At 73.9% G+C, this 18,109-nt stretch carries 12 protein-coding genes; 6 read left to right on the top strand and 6 right to left on the bottom strand.

Features of this window, described 5'->3' with window-relative positions; genetic code table 11:
- Positions 1-50: 50 nt before the first annotated feature.
- From E1300_RS36955 to E1300_RS36970, 4 genes are all read left to right on the top strand, one after another.
- Entirely contained in the window at positions 51-2,804 is a 2,754-nt protein-coding gene (locus E1300_RS36955; protein ID WP_131761769.1) for a cation-translocating P-type ATPase, read from the top strand.
- Positions 2,805-2,820: 16 nt separating this feature from the next.
- Positions 2,821-4,239, top strand: coding sequence for an APC family permease (locus E1300_RS36960; protein ID WP_207400159.1), 1,419 nt, complete (start codon positions 2,821-2,823; stop codon positions 4,237-4,239).
- A gap of 14 nt (positions 4,240-4,253) precedes the next feature.
- Entirely contained in the window at positions 4,254-5,552 is a 1,299-nt protein-coding gene (locus tag E1300_RS36965; RefSeq protein ID WP_131761770.1) for an APC family permease, read from the top strand.
- A gap of 138 nt (positions 5,553-5,690) precedes the next feature.
- Entirely contained in the window at positions 5,691-6,518 is an 828-nt protein-coding gene (locus E1300_RS36970) for a hypothetical protein (RefSeq protein WP_131761771.1), read from the top strand.
- Here the strand turns inward: E1300_RS36970 and E1300_RS36975 are convergent.
- From E1300_RS36975 to E1300_RS36990, 4 genes are read right to left on the bottom strand one after another with little or no spacing between them, the layout of a single operon-like run.
- Positions 6,515-8,272, bottom strand: coding sequence for a SulP family inorganic anion transporter (locus E1300_RS36975; protein WP_131761772.1), 1,758 nt, complete (start codon positions 8,270-8,272; stop codon positions 6,515-6,517). The two genes, E1300_RS36970 and E1300_RS36975, sit on opposite strands and share 4 nt — an antisense overlap.
- A gap of 21 nt (positions 8,273-8,293) precedes the next feature.
- Positions 8,294-11,014, bottom strand: coding sequence for a cation-translocating P-type ATPase (locus tag E1300_RS53615; RefSeq protein WP_131761773.1), 2,721 nt, complete (start codon positions 11,012-11,014; stop codon positions 8,294-8,296).
- Positions 11,011-12,045: a PPK2 family polyphosphate kinase gene (locus E1300_RS36985; protein ID WP_131761774.1), complete on the bottom strand. Its 1,035-nt coding sequence runs from the start codon at positions 12,043-12,045 to the stop codon at positions 11,011-11,013. The genes E1300_RS53615 and E1300_RS36985 overlap by 4 nt, the downstream gene beginning before the upstream one ends.
- A 6-nt stretch (positions 12,046-12,051) precedes the next feature.
- The gene (locus tag E1300_RS36990; RefSeq protein ID WP_131761775.1) at positions 12,052-13,548 is read right to left on the bottom strand and encodes a diacylglycerol/lipid kinase family protein; all 1,497 of its coding nucleotides are present in this window, start codon (positions 13,546-13,548) and stop codon (positions 12,052-12,054) included.
- Positions 13,549-13,712: 164 nt separating this feature from the next.
- Between E1300_RS36990 and E1300_RS36995 the strand changes: the two genes are divergently transcribed.
- Positions 13,713-14,360: an HdeD family acid-resistance protein gene (locus E1300_RS36995; RefSeq protein WP_165503157.1), complete on the top strand. Its 648-nt coding sequence runs from the start codon at positions 13,713-13,715 to the stop codon at positions 14,358-14,360.
- Between the two features lie 47 nt (positions 14,361-14,407).
- Here the strand turns inward: E1300_RS36995 and E1300_RS37000 are convergent, their stop codons facing one another.
- A complete protein-coding gene (locus tag E1300_RS37000; RefSeq protein ID WP_207400160.1) occupies positions 14,408-14,932 on the bottom strand; it encodes a hypothetical protein in 525 nt (174 codons plus the stop codon).
- Between the two features lie 486 nt (positions 14,933-15,418).
- Here E1300_RS37000 and E1300_RS37005 point away from each other — a divergent pair, with 486 nt between their 5' ends.
- Positions 15,419-17,482, top strand: coding sequence for a winged helix-turn-helix domain-containing protein (locus E1300_RS37005; RefSeq protein ID WP_131761777.1), 2,064 nt, complete (start codon positions 15,419-15,421; stop codon positions 17,480-17,482).
- Positions 17,483-17,537: 55 nt separating this feature from the next.
- On the opposite strand, the gene E1300_RS37010 is transcribed toward E1300_RS37005, so the two are convergent.
- Positions 17,538-18,109 (bottom strand): response regulator transcription factor (locus E1300_RS37010; RefSeq protein ID WP_131761778.1); only part of this gene is annotated, 572 nt, incomplete at its 5' end.

Below are 18,109 nucleotides of genomic sequence, written 5' to 3' on the forward strand. Positions count from 1 at the left end.
GCCGTCCCGCGCGAGAGGCCGGCCTCCGGCCCCGGCACCGAGGGGGCCCGATGACGAGGCCGGCCGAGGCGTCCGCCGCCCCCGCCGGCGGCCCGGAGAGCGGCGGGACCGCCTGGCACACGCTGCCCGCCGGGCAGGTGCTGCGGATGCAGGACGTCGACGAGCGCCGCGGGCTCGACTCGGCCGAGGCGGAGTCCCGGGCCGGGAAGTACGGGCCGAACGCGTTCGCGGCGGGCGAGGCGGAACCGCGCTGGCGCGCGTTCGCCCGGCAGTACGCCGACCCGATGCAGGTCGTCCTGCTGGTGGCGGGCATCGGGAGCCTCTACCCGCTGAAGGAGTGGGGCACGGGCCTGCTGCTGCTCTTCCTGACGCTGTTCAACGCGGTCCTCGGCCTGCACCAGGAGGGCAAGGCGGCCGCGGCCGTCGCCGCCCTGCAGAAGATGATGATCGTGCGGGCCCGGGTCCGGCGGGACGGCGCGACGCTGCTCGTCCCCGCCGAGCGGCTGGTGCCCGGGGACGTGGTCATGGTCGAGGCGGGCGACATCGTGCCCGCCGACGGGCGGCTGCTGCGGGCGGCGACGCTGGAGGTGGCGGAGTCCGCGCTGACGGGCGAGAGCCTGCCCGTCCTCAAGGGCACCGAGCCGGCCGGCGACGCGGACACGCCGCTCGGGGACCGCTCCGGCATGGTGTACATGAACACCAACGTCACCCGCGGCTCGGGCGAGTTCGTCGTCACCGCGACCGGGATGGCGACCGAGGTCGGGCACATCTCGGGCCTGCTCCGCGCGGAGAAGGCGGCCAAGACGCCGCTCACCCGGCAGCTCGACACGCTGACCAGGCAGATCTTCTGGATCGCCGGGGTCGCGCTGGCCATCTCGGCGGTCCTGAACCTGGCCCGGGGCGACACCTTCACGGCGGTCTTCAACGCCGCCGTGGCGTTCGCCATCGGCGCCCTGCCCGAGAACCTCCCGGCGGTCGTCACCACGATCCTCGCCTACGGCACGCAGGCGCTCGCGAAGGCGGGCGCGATCATGAAGCGGATGCAGTCGACGGAGACGCTCGGCTCCACGTCCGCGATCAACTCCGACAAGACCGGCACGCTCACGCTCAACCAGATGACCGCCGTGCAGATGGCGGTCGTGGGCCGCCGCTACGCGATCGAGGGGCAGGGCTACGCGGCCGAGGGCGCGATCAACCGTGTCGCGGGGCAGCCGGTGGTCCCGCTGGACCCGTTCCTGCTGCCGCTGGTCCTGGCCTCGGACGCGGTGATCGGCGGCGGCGGGCTGATCGGCGATCCGACCGAGGGCGCGCTCGTCGCGCTCGCGGCCAAGGGCGGGATCGACGCCGTCTCCACGCGCGAGGCCTACCCGCGCGTCGCGGAGCTGCCGTTCGACGCGGCCTACAAGCTGATGGCCACCTTCCACGCGATGAAGGACGAGGCGGGCCGGGACGTCGTGCGCTGCTACGTCAAGGGCGCGCCCGACCAGCTCCTCGCGCGCGCCGCGACCGTCCTCGACGCGGACGCCGGGCCGGTCAAGCTGGACGGGGAGGCCGAGCGGCTCTACACGGCGGAGAACCGGCGGCTCGGCGAGCAGGGCCTGCGGGTGATGGCGACGGCGCGCCGGGACCTCGACCCGGCGGCGTTCGACCCCGGCGCCGACCTGCTGCCGCTCGTGACCGACCTGGAGCTGCTGTCGCTGGTCGGGATCGTGGACCCGCCGCGTCCCGCCGCGCGGTCGTCCATCGCGACCGCGGCCCGGGCGGGCATCCGGGTCCGGATGATCACCGGGGACCACGCCGTCACCGCCGCGGCGATCGCGCGCCAGCTGGGCATCGAGGGCGAGGTCATCACCGGCGCCGAGTTCGGGGCCATGAGCGACGCCGAGGCGCTGGAGCGGATCGACGGCGTCGGCGTCATCGCGCGCGTGACCCCGGAGCACAAGGTCCGCCTGGTCGACCTGCTGGAGCGGCGCGGCCAGATCGTGGCGATGACCGGCGACGGCGTCAACGACGCGCCCGCGCTCAAGCGGGCCGACATCGGCATCGCGATGGGCGTCACCGGCACCGAGGTCACCAAGGAGGCCGCGGTGATGATCCTCACCGACGACGACTTCTCCACGATCGTCAAGGCCGTCGAGCTCGGCCGGGGGCTCTACGACAACCTCACCAAGTACATCCGGTTCCAGATGGGCTGCCTGTTCGGCTTCATCGCGTCGTTCCTCGGCGCCAGCGTCGTCAACATCACGGGCGGCGTGCCGTTCCTGCCGCTCCAGACGCTGTGGATCAACTTCACGACCCTGCTGTTCCAGGCGGTCGGGCTGGGCTACGGGGAGCCCTCGCCCGGCCTGATGGACCGCGGGCCCCGCCCGCCGGACCGGCCCATCCTGACCCGCGGCCTGATGGCCTGGCTGGTCACCGTCGGCCTGATCATGGGCGCGGGCACCCTCGGCGTCACGAGCTGGGCCGAGCAGCACCACGACGCGGCGGTCGCGCACACCATGGGCGTCGTCACGTTCTCGCTCTACGCGCTGTTCTTCTCGATCGCCACCAAGGACGAGCGGCGCACCGTGTTCAGCCTCGACACCTTCGCCGACCGCAAGCTCAACCTCGCGACCGGGGCCTCCGTCGTGACGCTCCTGCTCACCACCGCGCTCGAACCGCTCCAGAGGCTCCTCGACACCACCGGACTGGACGGCCGGCAGTGGGCGGTCTGCGCCGGCACGGCGCTCTCGATCGTCGTCGCCGCCGAGATCCGCAAGGCCGCCCGGCGGCGGGCGGCGTCCCCCGCTCCGCAGCGGGCATGATCCGAAAGGGACGGACGTGACCGACCACGTGGACATCTCCGGAGGCGCCGCCGATCCCGCGGGCGAACGGCCGGACGAGGCGCCGCCGCGGCGGTTCGGCCTCACGACCGCGATGGCGCTGATCGTGGGGAGCATCATCGGCGTCGGCGTGTTCAACCTGCCGACCTCGCTCGCCGAGTACGGCCCGATCAGCCTCGTGTCGATGGCGCTCACCACCGTCGGCGCGCTCGTGCTCGCCCTGCTGTTCGCCGCGCTGTCGCGGCGGCTGCCCGCGGACGGCGGCCCGTACGCCTACGCGCGCGCCGCGTACGGCAACCGGCTCGGCTTCGCCAACGCCTGGTCGTACTGGATCACCGTCTGGGCGGGCAACGCCGCGATCGCCGTGGGCTGGGTCCTGTACGTCGAGCACTTCGTCAACAAGGGCCACGACCGGTTCGCCTCCATCCTGCTCGTGCTGGTCGGGCTGTGGGTGCCGGCCGCGGTCAACCTCACCGGCGTGAAGAACACGGGCTCGGTCCAGGTGGTCACGACCGTGCTGAAGTTCGCCGTGCTGGCGTTCATGTCGACGGTCGGGCTGCTGTTCGTCCAGAGCGCCAACTACACGCCGTGGAACGTCAGCGGCGAGAGCGCGGTCTCCGCCGTCGGCGGCGGGATGGCGATCGCCCTGTTCAGCTACCTCGGCGTCGAGACCGCCGCGGTGGCGGCGGCCAAGGTCCGCGACCCCGACCGCAACATCCCCCGCGCCACGGTCCTCGGCACGCTCGCCACGTCCGCCGTGTACCTGCTGTCGCTCATCGCCGTGTTCGGCATCCTCCCGGCGGCGGCGCTCGCCGACGCGACCGCGCCGTTCTCCGACGCCGCCAACGAGATCTTCGGCGGCACCTGGGCCGGGAACGTCATGGCGCTCGCCGTCATCGTCTCCGGCTTCGGCGCCCTCAACGGCTGGACGATGATCTGCGCCGAGATGCCCCTCGCCGCCGCGCGGGACGGCCTGTTCCCCGAGCGGTTCCAGCGGCTGTCGAGCACCGGGGTGCCCGCGTTCGGCATCGTCGCGTCCACCGTGCTCGCCTCGGTCGCGATGGTCGTCAACTATCTCGGCTCGGCCGGCTCGACGGCGTTCACCACCCTGGTCCTGATGACCGGCATCACCGCCGCGATCCCCTACGGGTTCTCGGCGCTGGCCCAGCTGAGGTGGCGCCTCGCCGACCACCGGGCGCTGGAGACGCCGCGGTTCGTCCGCGACACGGTGGTCGCCGCCGTGTCCCTCGCCTTCGCGATCCTGTTCATCTGGTACTCGCGCAACACCGGGCACGGCTTCTGGACCTACTGGGCGCCGTTCTTCCTCGCCGGCGGGGCGATGCTCCTCGGCGTCCCCGTCTACCTGGCGCAGCGCCGCCACATGACCCGCCCGGCGGCCGTGCCGCCCTACCGCTGACGGGAGGGGTGACGATGACGCAGACCGCGCCCCCGGACGGGCACCTGACGGTCCGCCAGGCCGCGTTCATCGGCGTCGGGTCGATGGTCGGGGCGGGCATCTTCGCCCTGCTCGGCGCCGCGGGGGAGGTGGCAGGCGCCGCGGTGTGGCTGTCCTTCCTGATCGCGGGGATCATCGCCGTCCTCCAGGGCTACTCCTTCGCGCGGCTCGGCGCCCGCTACCCGTCCGCCGGGGGGCTCCTGGAGTACGTCGCGAAGGGGTTCGGCGACGGCCACCTGACCGGCGTCACCGCATGGCTGACGTACTCGGCCAACGCCATCGTGACCGCGATGGTGGCGGTGTCGTTCGGCAGCTACGCGAGCGACATGTTCACCGATGGGAGCGGCGCCTGGGCCAAGGTCTTCGCCGCGGCGGTCATCCTCGTGATGACCGCCGTCAACATCGTCGGCTCCGCGCTGGTCGCGCGCGCCCAGACCGTGATCGTCTACGTCGTGCTCGGCATCCTCGTGGTGTTCGCGGCCGTCACGATCGCCGACATGAAGCCGTCCCTGCTGGCCTTCTCGGGCTACCCCTCGCTGCGCGACATCGTCTCCAGCGTCGCGCTGACGTTCTTCGCGTTCCTCGGCTTCGGGATCATCACGTTCACCGCCAAGGACCTCGCCGCCCCGTCCCGCGAGCTCCCCCGCGCGATGTACCTGGCGCTCGGGATCGCGACCGCCGTCTACGTCGCCATCGCCCTCGGCGTCTTCGGCACGCTCACCGTCGACACGGTGGTCTCGTCCGGCGGGACGGCGCTGGCGGTGGCCGCCGAGCCGTCCCTCGGCCGGGCCGGCTACTGGCTGATGAGCGTCACGGCGCTGTTCTCCACCGCCGGGGCGACCAACGCCGGCCTCTACCCGGCGGCCGGCCTCTCGGAGCGGCTCGCCGAGACCGGCCAGTTCCCCGCGCTGATGGCGCGCCGGTTCGGCGGCCGGGCGTCCGCCGGGCTGCTGGTCCAGACCGCGGCGTGCCTGGTCCTCGCCGTCGTGTTCAAGCTGGACGCCATCGCCTCGATCGGCAGCGCCGTGGCCCTGCTCATCTTCACGCTCATCACCGCCGCGCACTTCCGCGTCCGCGGCGAGACCGGTGCCCGCACCGCCCTGCTCGTGCTCGCGATCGCCTCGGCGGGAGGCGTCCTGCTGACGTTCGTGTTCTCGACGCTGGTCCACGAGCGCGCGTCGATGGTCGCGCTGCTCGTCATCCTCGGGCTGAGCGTCGCGCTCGACCTCGGCTGGAAGCGCGTCCGCGCCGCCCGGCCGGCTCCCGCCGGCTAGCCGCGCCCCGGACGCGCGCGCAGGTCAGCGGGCCGGGCGGTCTCCGGTCACTCGTCCCGGGTGATGCCCCGCAGGGTCCCGCCGCGGCACGCTGCGGACGACGCGGAAGCCGCGTCCCGACCTGGAGGTGACGGGTAGATGAGGCACGGATTCGTCTCGATGGCGGTCGCCGTGATGCTGGCGACGACGGGCCTCGCGGCCGGATGCGCGGACGGGGGCGGCGGGCCGTCCGCCGAGTCGCCGACCTCGACGAGGAGTCTCGACCGGTCCGGCGACCGCACCGCCAGCGCGCCCCCCGAACGCACCAGGACCCCGGAGGAACGCGACACCGGCACCCGGACGCCGGAGTCCCGCCCGTCCGAGACGACCGTCACGAGGACCGTGGAACCGGCCCCCACCGAGGCCGTCACCGAGCGCGAGACGCGGACGGCCACGGCCACGGCCACCAAGACCGAGACGGAACCCGCCCTGCCGGCCGGTGCAAGCTCGCAGGCCCCCGACGAGAGCGGCACGTCCTCGCTGGTGTGGCTCTGGCTGCTGTTCGCCGCCGTGGTGGCCGGCCTGATCGCCTGGCTCGTGTACACGACGCGCAAGCGCTCGGCGAAGGAGGGCAGCTGGAACGCCAAGGTCACCGAGACCTGCGCGCAGGGCGCCGCCCTCCGCGACGCCATCCGCGCCGCGATGCTGCTCGGCCCCGGTCCCGAGACCGACGCCCGCTGGATCGACCTCCAGCACCGCACGGACGACCTCAACCAGCGGCTCTACCTGCTGCGCGGGACCGCGCCAACGGAGGAGGAGAGCCTCCGCGTCGACGACACGCTCGCCGCGCTGCAAGCGCTCCGCCTGACGATGACCGCCGCGAGGTCCGCCGAGGGTGGGCCTCTCGGGCGGAACAGGAGCATCCAGGCGGACCTTCAGACCTTCGACTACGCGCTCGGGGCGCTGCGCGTCGGAGCGTCCGTCTAGGACGCCCCGGGGCCCGGGCGCGTGCGGGGGCGCTCCGGGTCCCGGGCGTCACCGGGCGCGAGCCAGTCCGCGCCGGTCTCGGCGCGGAAGGCGGCGACCGCGGCCTCGATGGTGGGGAAGAAGTGGCGGGGGTCGATGGTGCGGGTGAGGCCGTAGCGTTCGATCTTGCGCCGGACCGGGTCCTTCAGCTCGGCGAAGACGAGGCTGACGCCGCCGGCGTTGAGATCCTCGTCGAGGTCCTGGAGCATGTCGGACGCGGTGGTGTCGACGTCGGTCATCGGTTCGGCGGCGATGACGATCCAGGCCGGGGGCGGGTCGGCGCGGGCCAGCTTCAGGATCTCGTCCCGGAACGTCCTGGCGTTGGCGAAGAACAGCGGGGCGTCGAAGCGGTAGATGACGAGGCCGGGCAGGTGGGCGGCGTCCGGGTAGGAGCGGACGTCGTGGTAGCCCTCCAGGCCGTCCACGCGGCCGAGGACGGTCTCGTAGGGCCACCAGGCGCGGCGGAAGACGTTGAGGATGGACAGCGCGACGGCGATCGCGATGCCTTCGAGCACGCCGAGCAGGGCGACGCCGAGGAAGGCGGCGACCGCGAGGAGGAACTCCGCCCGGCGCTGCCGCCACAGCCGCACCGTGCCCGGCAGGTCGGCGAGCGACAGCGACGCGGTGATGACGACGGCGGCCAGCGCGGGCTGCGGCAGGGCGCGGAACAGGCCCGGCACCAGGACGATCATGAGGGTGATCAGCGCGGCGCCGACGACGCCGGTGAGCTGGGTCTTCGCGCCCGACCGCGCGGCCACGGCCGTCCGGGAGCCGCTGGTGCTGACGGGGAAGCCCTGGAACAGGCCCGCCGCGAGGTTCGCGACGCCGATGCCGGCCATCTCCTGGTCGCCGCGGACCTGCTGCCCGGTGCGGGCCGCGAACGCCGACGCGGTGGAGATCGTGTCGGCGAGGGAGACCAGGGCGATGCCCGCCGCGCCGGCGAGGAGCAGGACGATGTCGTGCGCGCGGACGTCCGGGACGGCCGGCGCGGGGAAGCCCTTGGGGAGCACGCCGACCGTGTCCACGCCGTGGTCGTCCAGGTCCAGGAGCCCGGACGCGGCCATCGCCAGGAGCACCATGACGAGGACGGCCGGTACCTTCGGCAGCCGGCGCTGGAGGACCAGCACGACGGCGACGCCGGTGATCCCGACGGCGGCCGCGGCGCCGACGGTCCTCCCGTCCGCGAGGCCCTCGGCGAAGCCCCTGGCCTCACCCAGCAGGCCGTCGGCGTCGACCTTGAAGCCGAACAGCTTCGGGAGCTGCCCGACGAGGATCGTGAGGGCCAGCCCGTTCATGTAGCCGATCATGGTGGGCTTGGAGATCAGGTCGGCGACGAAGCCGAGCCGGGCGGCCGACGCGGCGATCATGATGGCGGCGACCAGGATCGCGAGCATCGACGCCAGCGCGACCGCGCGGTCCGGATCGCCGTCCGCCGCCACCAGCGGGACGATCGTCGCCGCGATCATCGGGCCGAGCGAGGAGTCGGGGCCGAGGACGAGGATCCGCGACGGCCCGGACACCGCGTAGCCGAGCAGGCAGAGGATCGAGGTGTAGAGGCCCGTGATCGGCGGCAGCCCGGCGAGCTCGGCGTAGGCCATGCCCTGCGGCACGAGCAGGGTGGTGAGCACGACGCCCGCCACCACATCCTTGACGAGCCACGCGCGCCGGTACCCGGCGATCGCGCGAACGCCGGGCACCGCATCGAACACCGACATGGGACCCGCCCCGGAACCTGATCAGGTCGCGGCGGCGGACGAGCGCCTGGCCACGAGCTTGCCGAGCTCCCACAGTGCCAGCAGCGCCAGCGGGGGCACAAGCGCCCATCCGAACTGGCGGACGTCGAGCGCGGTCGTGCCGAGCAGGCGGTGGAAGACGTCCATCTGCACGGCCGCGACCGCGAGCGCGAACTCGCCGAGCACCGCCCGGTTCATCTGCCTGCTGTCGAAGCTGGCGGTGGTGAGCACCGTCGCGGTCTCGTCGCGGCACTCCAGCGCCGCGACGATCAGGCAGAGGGCGAAGGCCGTGAACGCGATGGAGTTGCCGACGGCGGCGCTGTCGAAGACGGTCTCCCCCACCTTGATCATCGAGAGCAGGCCGACGGTGATCGCGAGGCCCGCGAGCCCGACCGTGACCATGACCCCGGCCGTCAGGACCGGTTCGCCGCGCGGGCGGGGGCGGCGCCCCATGAGGTCGGGCGTCTCGCGGTCGAAGCCGAGCGCGAAGCCGAACGCGGCGTTCACGACGAAGTGGATCCACAGGACCTGGGCGGGGTTGAACGGCTCCCCCGCCGCGATGTTGAACACCGACGCGCCGAGGAACGTCAGGACGAACACGACCAGCAGCACCAAGACGAACCGGATGTACTTGGTGAGGTTGTCGTAGATCTTCCGGCCCTGCTCGACCGCGAACACGATCGTGGCGAAGTCGTCGTCCGACAGGACCATGCGGCCCGCGTTCTTCGCGACCTCCGTCCCGGAGCCCATCGCGATGCCGATGTCGGCCGCCTTGATGGCGGGCGCGTCGTTGACGCCGTCCCCGGTCATCGCGACGACGTCGCCCTTCTTCTTCAGCGTGTCGGCGAGCAGGACCTTGTGCTCGGGCGCGACCCGCCCCACCACGCCGATGCCGTCGATGCGGGCGAGGCGCTCCTCCTCGGTGAGGGCGGCGAAGTCGGCGCCGAGGACCGCCTCGCCGGGGATGCCGACCTGCGCGGCGATGGCCGCGCCGGTGACGACGTCGTCGCCGGTCACCATCCGGACGCGGATGTGCGCCGCCTGCGCGTCGGCGACGGCGGACCGCGACTCGGGCCGCGGCGGGTCGACCATGCCGACGAGGCTCGTCATCCGCAGCTCGGTGACGTAGCCGAGCAGGTCCCCGTCCGGGTCGAACACGGCCGGGTCGAGGTCGCGCACCGCCGCGGCCATGACGCGCTCCCCCGCGCCGCCCATGCGGTCGATGTGCTCCTGCGCCCGCTCGGCGAGCGCCGCGTCCCAGGGGATGACCGCGCCGCCCGCGAGGGCCGTGGCCGCGCGGTCGATCACCGCCGGCGCCGCGCCCTTGACGAAGCACCGGACGATCTCGCGGCCGTCCGCGCCGGTCGCCGCGTTGAAGGTCGCCATCAGCTTGTACGAGGGGTCGAACGGCAGCGTGGCGAGGCGCGGCAGCCGCTCGTGGGTCGCGTCGACGTCCAGGCCCGCCTTGTGCGCGAGGACGAGCAGCGCCCCTTCGGTGGGGTCGCCGACGACCCTGCCGTCCACGAGCTTCGCGTCGTTGGCGACCAGGTACGGCAGGATCGCGTCCTCGATGGACGCCGTGCCGCCCGCGACGTGGTGGACCGCGCCGTCCAGCCCGTAGCCGGTCCCGGAGATCGTGTAGCGGTCGACAGGGTCCACCACCTCGACGGCGGTCATCTGGTTCATCGTCAGCGTGCCGGTCTTGTCGGAGTTGATCGCCGAGGTGAACCCGAGGGTCTCGACCGAGGGCAGGTCCTTGACGATCGCGTTCCGCTCGGCGAGCCGGACGCCGCCGATCGACAGGATCGTCTGGGTCACCGTGGGCAGCGCCTCGGGGACGGCGGCGATCGCCAGCGAGACCGCGGCGACGAACAGGGAGTCCCACGCCTCCCCGCGGCCGCGGCCGAGCACGAACATCACGACCATCGTCAGGCCCGCCGCCGCGGCGATCCACAGCGTCAGCCGGTCGAGCTCCCGGGTCAGCGGCGACTCCTCGCGGGGCGTGGCGGAGAGCATCCCGGAGATCTTCCCGAGCTCGGTGGCAGACCCGGTGGCGGTCACCAGCACGGTCCCGCTGCCGTGCGTGACCGGGGTGTTCATGAACGCCATGTTCGCCTGGTCGCCGGGGCCCGGGGAGCCCGCCGGCAGCGTCGCGGCGTCCTTGGCGGCGGGCGCGCTCTCCCCCGTCAGCGCCGACTCGTCGATCTGGAGGGCGCTGGCGGCGATGACGCGGCCGTCCGCGGGGACCTCGTCGCCCGCGCTGATCAGCACGACGTCGCCGGGGACGACCTGCTCCGCCGGGATCTCCGACTCGATCCCGTCCCGGCGGACGCGGGCGGTCGCCTTCATCATCGACCGCAGGGCGTTCATGGCGCTCTGCGCCTTGCCCTCCTGCCGCATCCCGATGACCGCGTTCAGGACGGTCAGGACCATCAGCAGGACGGCCGTCGCCACCTCCCCGATCACGAGGGACACCGCGGCCGCGGCGACGAGGATGACCTGCATGTAGCTGCGGTACTGGGCGAGGAACCGGCGCCAGCCCGGTTCCGGCTCCTCCTCCGGCAGCGCGTTCGGGCCGTTCTCCTCCAGGAGCGCCGCCACCCGCTTCGCGTCCAGGCCGACCTCCGGGTCGACCTCGAAGGCGGAGGCGACCTGCTCCGGGGTCCGCGCGAACCAGTCGCCGGCCGCGGCCCCGGCGCGGCGGGCGTCCGTCCCCGCGGTCATCGCGACCGCCCCCGCTTCGCCCGCTCGCCCTTCCCGCTCCGGGCGCGCTTCCCGTCCTTCCCGTCCTTCGCGTCCTTCCCGTCCTTCGCGGCGGCCGCCGTCGCGTACGGGTCGGGCGGGACCCCGGGAGGCGCCTGTTTCAGCAGCTCCCGCCTGGCCTCGGCGAGGTCGCGGCGGCCCTGCTCGCTCACCTTCGGATAGCGGGGATCGAGGCCGATCAGCGTGTGCGCGAGGACCGCGCTCGCGCAGACGCGCGCGTACCACTTCCGGTCCGCCGGGATGACGTACCAGGGCGCCCACTCCGTGCTGGTGGACGAGAGCATCCGCGAGAACGCGCGCTGGTAGTCGTCCCAGTGGGCGCGCTCGCGGGCGTCGGACGCCGAGAACTTCCAGTTGCACTCCGGCACGTCGATGCGCTTCAGGAAGCGGACGCGCTGCTCCTCCCTCGACAGGTTGAGGAACATCTTGACGACCCTGAACCCGTTGTCGGTCAGGTACCGCTCCCAGTTGTTGATCTCACGGTAGCGGCGCTCCCACACGTCCTCGCCCTTCGCCTCCTTCGGGAGCCGCTGCCGGTCGAGGTTGTCGGGATGCACCCGCACCACCAGGACCTCCTCGTAGTGGGAGCGGTTGAAGATGCCGATCTCCCCGCGCCGGGGCAGCCGCTGCGCGTAGCGCCACAGGTAGTCGTGGTCGATCTCCTCGGACGAGGGGACCCGGAAGTTCGCGACGTGCACGCCCTGCGGGTTCACGCCGCTCATCACGTGCCGGATCGTGCCGTCCTTGCCGCCCGCGTCCAGCGCCTGGAGGCACACCAGCACGCCCCACGTGTTCTGGGCGGCCAGCCTGCGCTGGTAGTCGGCGAGCAGTTCGGTGCCTACGCGCAGGATCTCCTCCCCGTCCTTCTTCTTTTTCAGAGCGCTCGCCTTGGCGGACGGGTCGAAGTCGCGGGCGAGGTTCACCTTCAGCCCGGGCGCGACCCGCAGCGGCTTGACGAACTCCGCGATGCGCTCGGCTCTCTCGTCGGCCATCTCCGGTCATCCCTCCAGGTCTGCACGGGTACCCGGGCCAGCGTCGGTCCCCGGACGCGGTCCCGCATCACCCTCGGCGGGCGGTGCCGCTCTACCTTCGGCGGGCGGTCCCGCTTTACCTTCGACGGACGGTGCCCCTTTGGCCTCAACGGGCGGTGCCGGCCGTCCCGCGGCACCGCGCGTGAAGGCGAGCCGACCGAGCTCGCGCCAGTCCAGCGGCGGCTTCGCCGGCGGTGCGGCGCGGCGCCGGCGCGGCACCCGCACGCGGAGGGCGCCCGGCCGGATCTCGCAGGTCACGGGCACCCGCATGGTGAGGGCCTCGCCGTCGACCCCGACCGGGATCTCGGGGACGTCGGCGTCGACGACGACCTCGCGGGCGGTCAGCGCGGTGAGGCCGCGGCGGCCCCGCCCGCCGAGGACCAGCCGGGCGGCCTGCGCGGCGTTGTCGACCCGGACGCCGAGGACGCCGAGGACGCCGGTGTCCAGCCGCTCGCGGCGCCCGAGGCCCGCGAGGTCGCCGCCCTGGTAGGGGTTGTTGCTCACCAGCACGGCCTGCGGGCCGGCGATCGCGACCGGCCCCGCCCGGACGGTCAGGAGCGGGCTCCGGTGCCGGGCCAGCAGGCCGGGCAGCAGGTCGAGCGTGGTGCGGACCTTCCCGTCCCGGTACTCCGGGCTCTGCACCACGGCCGCGTAGGCGCCGAACGACGCGTTGTTGACGAAGACGCGGCCCCCGGCGAGACCGAGGTCCACGCGCGTCTCGACGCCGTCGGCCAGGGCGTCCAGGGACAGCGCCGGGTCGTCGCGGTCGAGGCCGAGGTCCAGGGCGAAGTGGTTGCGGGTGCCCGCCGGGATCACCATGAACGGCACGCCGTGCCGTGCGGCGACCTCGGCGACCAGTGCCTGCGTGCCGTCGCCGCCGGCGACCCCGAGCAGGTCGGCGCCGCCGTCCACCGCGCTCTCCGCGAGCTCGACGACGTTCACCGGGGCGTCCGGGTCGAGCATCGCGACGTCCGCCCCGAGGTCCTTCGCCCTCTCGTCGAGGCGGAACGCGCCGACCTTCCCGCCGCCCGAGCGCGGGTTCATGATGAGGAACGGCCGCGCCGGGGGCGGGGACGCGTACTCCACGGGCCCCTGCGCCCGGTCGCCCGCCCGCAGGGCGGCCCTCCCGAACAGCACCGCCAGCGCCCAGAGCGCGGCGGTGAGCAGCACGGCCCACAGCAGCCCCAGCACCACGTAGCGGAGCAGGACGGCGACCGGTGCGGCGACGGCCAGCGCGGCGGCCGGGATCCGGGCCGCGCCGCGCCGCGACAGCGCCCACCACAGCGCCGCCGCGGTGACGGCGATCCCGGCGGCGCCGAGGAGCAGCAGCGTCAGGGCCCGGAACCCGGCCGCGGCCAGCGGCGTCACGACGGCGGCGGCCGCGGACAGGAGGCAGAGCCGCGCCGCGAGGTGCCGCCGCGCTCGCGGCCGTGTTCGCGGATGGCGTCCGGACGTGTCTCGCACGGGGTGATGCCATCATCGCCGCCGCCTCCTCACATCACCTCGGACGGGTGACGCCGCCCGCGGCGGACGGGCGCACCATGTGCGGCGAGAACGGCGAACCAGCGGCGGACGGGCACCGCCGCCCGCCCCCTGGCCGGCCTCGCCGACAACGGAGAGGGACCACCATGTCATCGACGTCACCGAGCACCGGCGCCGGTACGGCCGCCGGCGCCACCGGAACGGCCGCCTCCCCGGCGGCCGACCGGACACTGCTCACACGCCTCACCGAAGGCGGCTACGCCCTGGCCCTCACCGTCGGAGCGGTCTCCCTGCTGCTGGGCATCGTCATCGTGACCTGGCCCGAGGCCACCATCGGCGTCGTCGCCGTCCTGTTCGGGGTGCAGCTCATCGTCAGCGGCATCGTCCGCCTGGCCCAGGCCGTCGTCGCGGACGCCGGCGGGGGCGCGCGCGTCCTCTTCGCCATCCTCGGCGTGCTGTCGATCGCCATCGGGGTCCTGGCGCTGCGCCACCTGCTCCAGACCGTCACGGTGATGGCGCTGCTCTTCGGGCTGTTCTGGCTGATCGGGGGCCTGATCGAGTTCTTCGTCGTGCTGTCGGACAAGGAACGCCCCGGCCGGAACGGCGCGCTCGCCTTCGCGGTGTTCTCCGCCCTGGCGGGGGTCGTCGTGCTCGCCTACCCCGACATCACGCTCGTGGCCCTCACCTGGGTCCTCGGGCTGTGGCTCATCACCTGGGGGATCCTGGGGATCGGCCTGACCCTCTGGATCCGGCACGCCGAGAAGAAGGCCGCGGAACAAGGGCGGCCCGCCTGAGCGCGGCTCGGTGCGCGAGCGGACGGCTCGGTGCCCAAACGGACGGCTCAGTGCCCGAGCGCGACCTTGAGGGCGACGATGAGCAGGCCGAGGAGCAGGTTGACGACCGCGGACGTCACGATGAGGTAGGCCGCCGCGTCGGACCGGGTGCCCGCGACCACGGCCCAGCCGACCTGCCCGCCCAGGGCCACGAGCAGGGCCGTCCAGGACGCCGCGGCGTCGGACAGGCCGAGCACCAGGCAGCACGCGGCGGCCGCCGCCGGCGGGACGGCGGCCTGCGCGAGCGGCCACTCGCGCCGTCCCACCGACCGGACCTCCATCCAGCTCAGCCGCACGTTCCGCTGCCGGTCGCCGGCCAGGCTCGCGTACAGGTGCGCCAGCCAGAAGACGCAGCCGGTGGCGAGCAGCAGCCCGGCGAGCGCGCCGGCGGGAGACGGGTCGTGGCGGGGGCTCGCCCCCACCACCACCGACGCCGCCAGCAGCGACCCGTACACCGCGCCGGCGTAGTCCGCGCGGGCTTCGTCCGCGCGCTCGCCCGTGCCGGCTCCCACGTCCGCCTGCCGTCCGTCCACGACGCTCTCCCCATCCCGATCACCGAGCCCAGTGTCGGAAGCGCCGCGAAGGCCGCCATCACCCGAACCGGATGAGGGACCGGACGGCGGCGGGCCGGAAAAGTGCCGCCCGCCGGCCACGGATGATCGTCACCCCTTGTCACCATCCGGCCATTCGACGATCGTGAATCTGGACATAGGATGTGGCTCAGGAAGGAATGGACCTTGCTCCCTCGCCGATGGCGGCGCCGCGGTCCAGCGCCTTCGGAGGTGCCCGAGATGCGCCAGGTGCGTCCATGGTATGGACGTCGAAGCCGCGGGGTACCTCCCGGTCGCCGGACGTCTTCACCCACGCCTCCGTTCGACGCTTCCCGCACTCTTCCACCCGTCCCGCGCCCCGGTCTCATCCCCCGTTCCGCTCTGCTCCGGTCACTCTCCGCTACCAGAGCGGCCCGGATCATCCTCATCACCGCCCCCGCCGGATACGGCAAGTCGACGGTCGCCGCCATGTGGTCGCGGCTGGCGGCGGATCCCCGGACGTTCGCCTGGCTGTCGCTGCGCGAGGCCGACGACGAGCCCGGCCCGCTGTGGACGGCGATCGTGGCGGCGCTGGCCCGGAAGGTCCCCGGCCTCGACGGCGACCGGCTCTCCGCCCTGACCCGGGAACCGGGATTCGCCGGAGAGGACGTGCTGCCGCTGCTGCTCAGCGCGCTGGCCGCCCATCCGGGGCCGCTCCTGCTCGTCCTCGACGACCACCACGTGCTCCGCGACCCGGAGTGCCAGCGGCAGCTCGGGACGTTCGTCGACCGGCTGCCGCCCACCGTCCAGATCGCGATGGTCGGCCGCACCCGGCCGGCCTTCCCGCTCACGCGGTACCGCGCGTCCGGCGAGACGCGTGAGCTGCGCATGGGCGAGCTGCGCATGAGCGGCGAGGAGGTGCGGGCCATGGTCCGCGAGACGGCGGGCATCCTGCTGCGCGACGCCGACGTGGAGATCCTCGCCGAGCGGACCGAGGGCTGGCCGATCGCGGTCCGCCTCGCGGCGCTGGGCCTGCGCGAGGCGGCGGACCCCGCCGCCTTCGTCAGCGGCTTCACGGGCGCCAACCGCGAGGTCGCCGAGTACGTCGACGAGGAGGTCCTGCGGAGCCTCGCCCCGGACGCGCGCGCGTTCCTGCTCCGGACGTCGATCCTCGACGAGCTCTCGGCCGCCGTCTGCCAGGAGGTCACGGGGCTGCCGGACGCGGCCCGCCGGCTGGAGGAGATGGAGCGGGCCGGCCTGTTCCTCGTGCCGCTCGACGACCACCGGGCGGGGTACCGCTACCACCGGCTGTTCCGGGAGGCCCTGCGCTGCGAGCTGAGCCGCGACGACGAGAGCATGGTCGCCGCGCTGCATCTGCGGGCCAGCGCCTGGTACGCGCGGCACGGCATGATCCGCAGCGCCCTCGACCACGCGCTGGCGGGCGGCGACACCCGCACCGGCGGCGACCTCCTCGCGCGCCACTACATGGACTTCATCTCCGCCGGACGTTCGGACCTGGTGCGGGGCTGGCTGGCGGCCATCGGCGAACCGCGCGTCTCCCAGAGCGCCGCCCTCGCGATCTGCGCGGCCTGGGCGCACTCGACGTCCGGCGACCGGATGGGGACGCGGCGCTGGCTGCGGACGGCCGAGGGACTGCCGGAGGAGGGCCGCCTCCCGGACGGCTCGCCCTCGGCGAAGTTCGCGGTGGCGCTGGTGAAGGCGCTCCATGGCGGCGGAAGCGTGCCCGAGCTCGCCCACGCGGCGGCCACGGCCGCCGCGCTCGCGCCCGACCCGACCTCGGAGTGGAGCGTCCGCGCCCTGACCATCCTCGGATACGCGCGCTACCTGGCCGGGGACCTCGAAGGAGCGCTCGGGCCGCTGAAGACGGCCGCGCAGGACGAGACGGAACCGCCGCTGCTCCGGCTGCTGGCGCTCGCCGGGCTCTCCCTCACGCTGGGCGAGCTGGGGCAGGGGGCGGAGTCGGGCCGCCTCGCGAGGTCGGCCTACAAGCTCCTCCGCGAGCACGGGCTGCTGGAGTCGCCGCTCGGCACGCCCGCGAGCACGGCCTTCGGGCTCGCGCTCGCCCGCGAAGGCATGTACGCGCGCGCCCGCGAGGTCCTGGAGGAGGCGCTGCGGATCCGCCGGCGCCGGCTCGGCCTCACCACCTGGACCACCCTGGACCTCCTCCTCGCCGCCGCCCGGACGACGGCGGAGTCGGGCGACCACTCCGCCGCCCGGAAGCTCCTGGCCGAGGCGCGGCGCCTCCTCGCCGCGGAACCGGACGAGGGGCCGCGGTTCCGCGCCCTCCTCGACCGGCTGGAGGCCCCGCCGGCCGGCCCGCCGCCCGCCGCCCGGGTCCCCGAGTCGCTGACGGGGCGCGAGCACGAGGTCCTCCGCCTGCTGCCGGCCGAGCTGTCCATGCGCGAGATCGCCGACGAGCTCTACGTCTCCACCAACACGGTCAAGACCCACACGCGGGCGATCTACCGCAAGCTCGGCGCCTCCACCCGCCAGCAGGCGCTGCACCGCGCCCGGGAGCTCGGCATCCTGTAGCCGCGCCCGTCCCTCCTACGACAAGCCCCTCAGATCAGCCCCTCGAACGAGTCCCTCAGATGAGCCGCAGGCGCTGCGCGCGGCGGACCGCCTCGCCGCGCCGCGTCACGGCCAGCTTGCGGTAGATGCTCTTCAGGTGCGTCTTCACCGTGTTCACCGAGACGTACATCTCCGCGGCGATCTCCTCGGTCGTCCGCATCCCGGCCAGCAGGGACAGCACCTCCCGCTCCCGCGCGCTCAGCCGGCCGAAGACGGCCGGGGCGCCCGGCGGGGCGCCCGCGTCCCCGGACGCCCTGTTCCCCGCCGGGAGGCCGATCGGCTCGATCAGCCTCCGGTGCTGCCGGAACAGCTCCGGGTCGGCGTCCAGCGCGGGCAGCAGCCAGCGCCGCGCCAGGGCGAACGGCAGCCGCGTCCGCTCGCGCTCGCCGAGGCGCAGCGCGCGGTCCAGCGAGCGGCGCGCCTTCGAGCGGTCGCCCGCGTGGAACGCGCGGCGGACGTCCAGCAGCCACGCCTCGATCTGGACGTCGGAGCGCAGGGCGGACGGCTCCGCGGCACCGAGATCCCGGCGGTGCGGAAGGCGCACCCGGGCGCCGAGATCTACCTCGGCGGCGAGAACCCGGCCATCAT

This window comes from Actinomadura fibrosa, assembly GCF_900659615.1.
In the GTDB taxonomy this organism is placed as follows: Bacteria; Actinomycetota; Actinomycetes; order Streptosporangiales; family Streptosporangiaceae; genus Spirillospora; species Spirillospora fibrosa.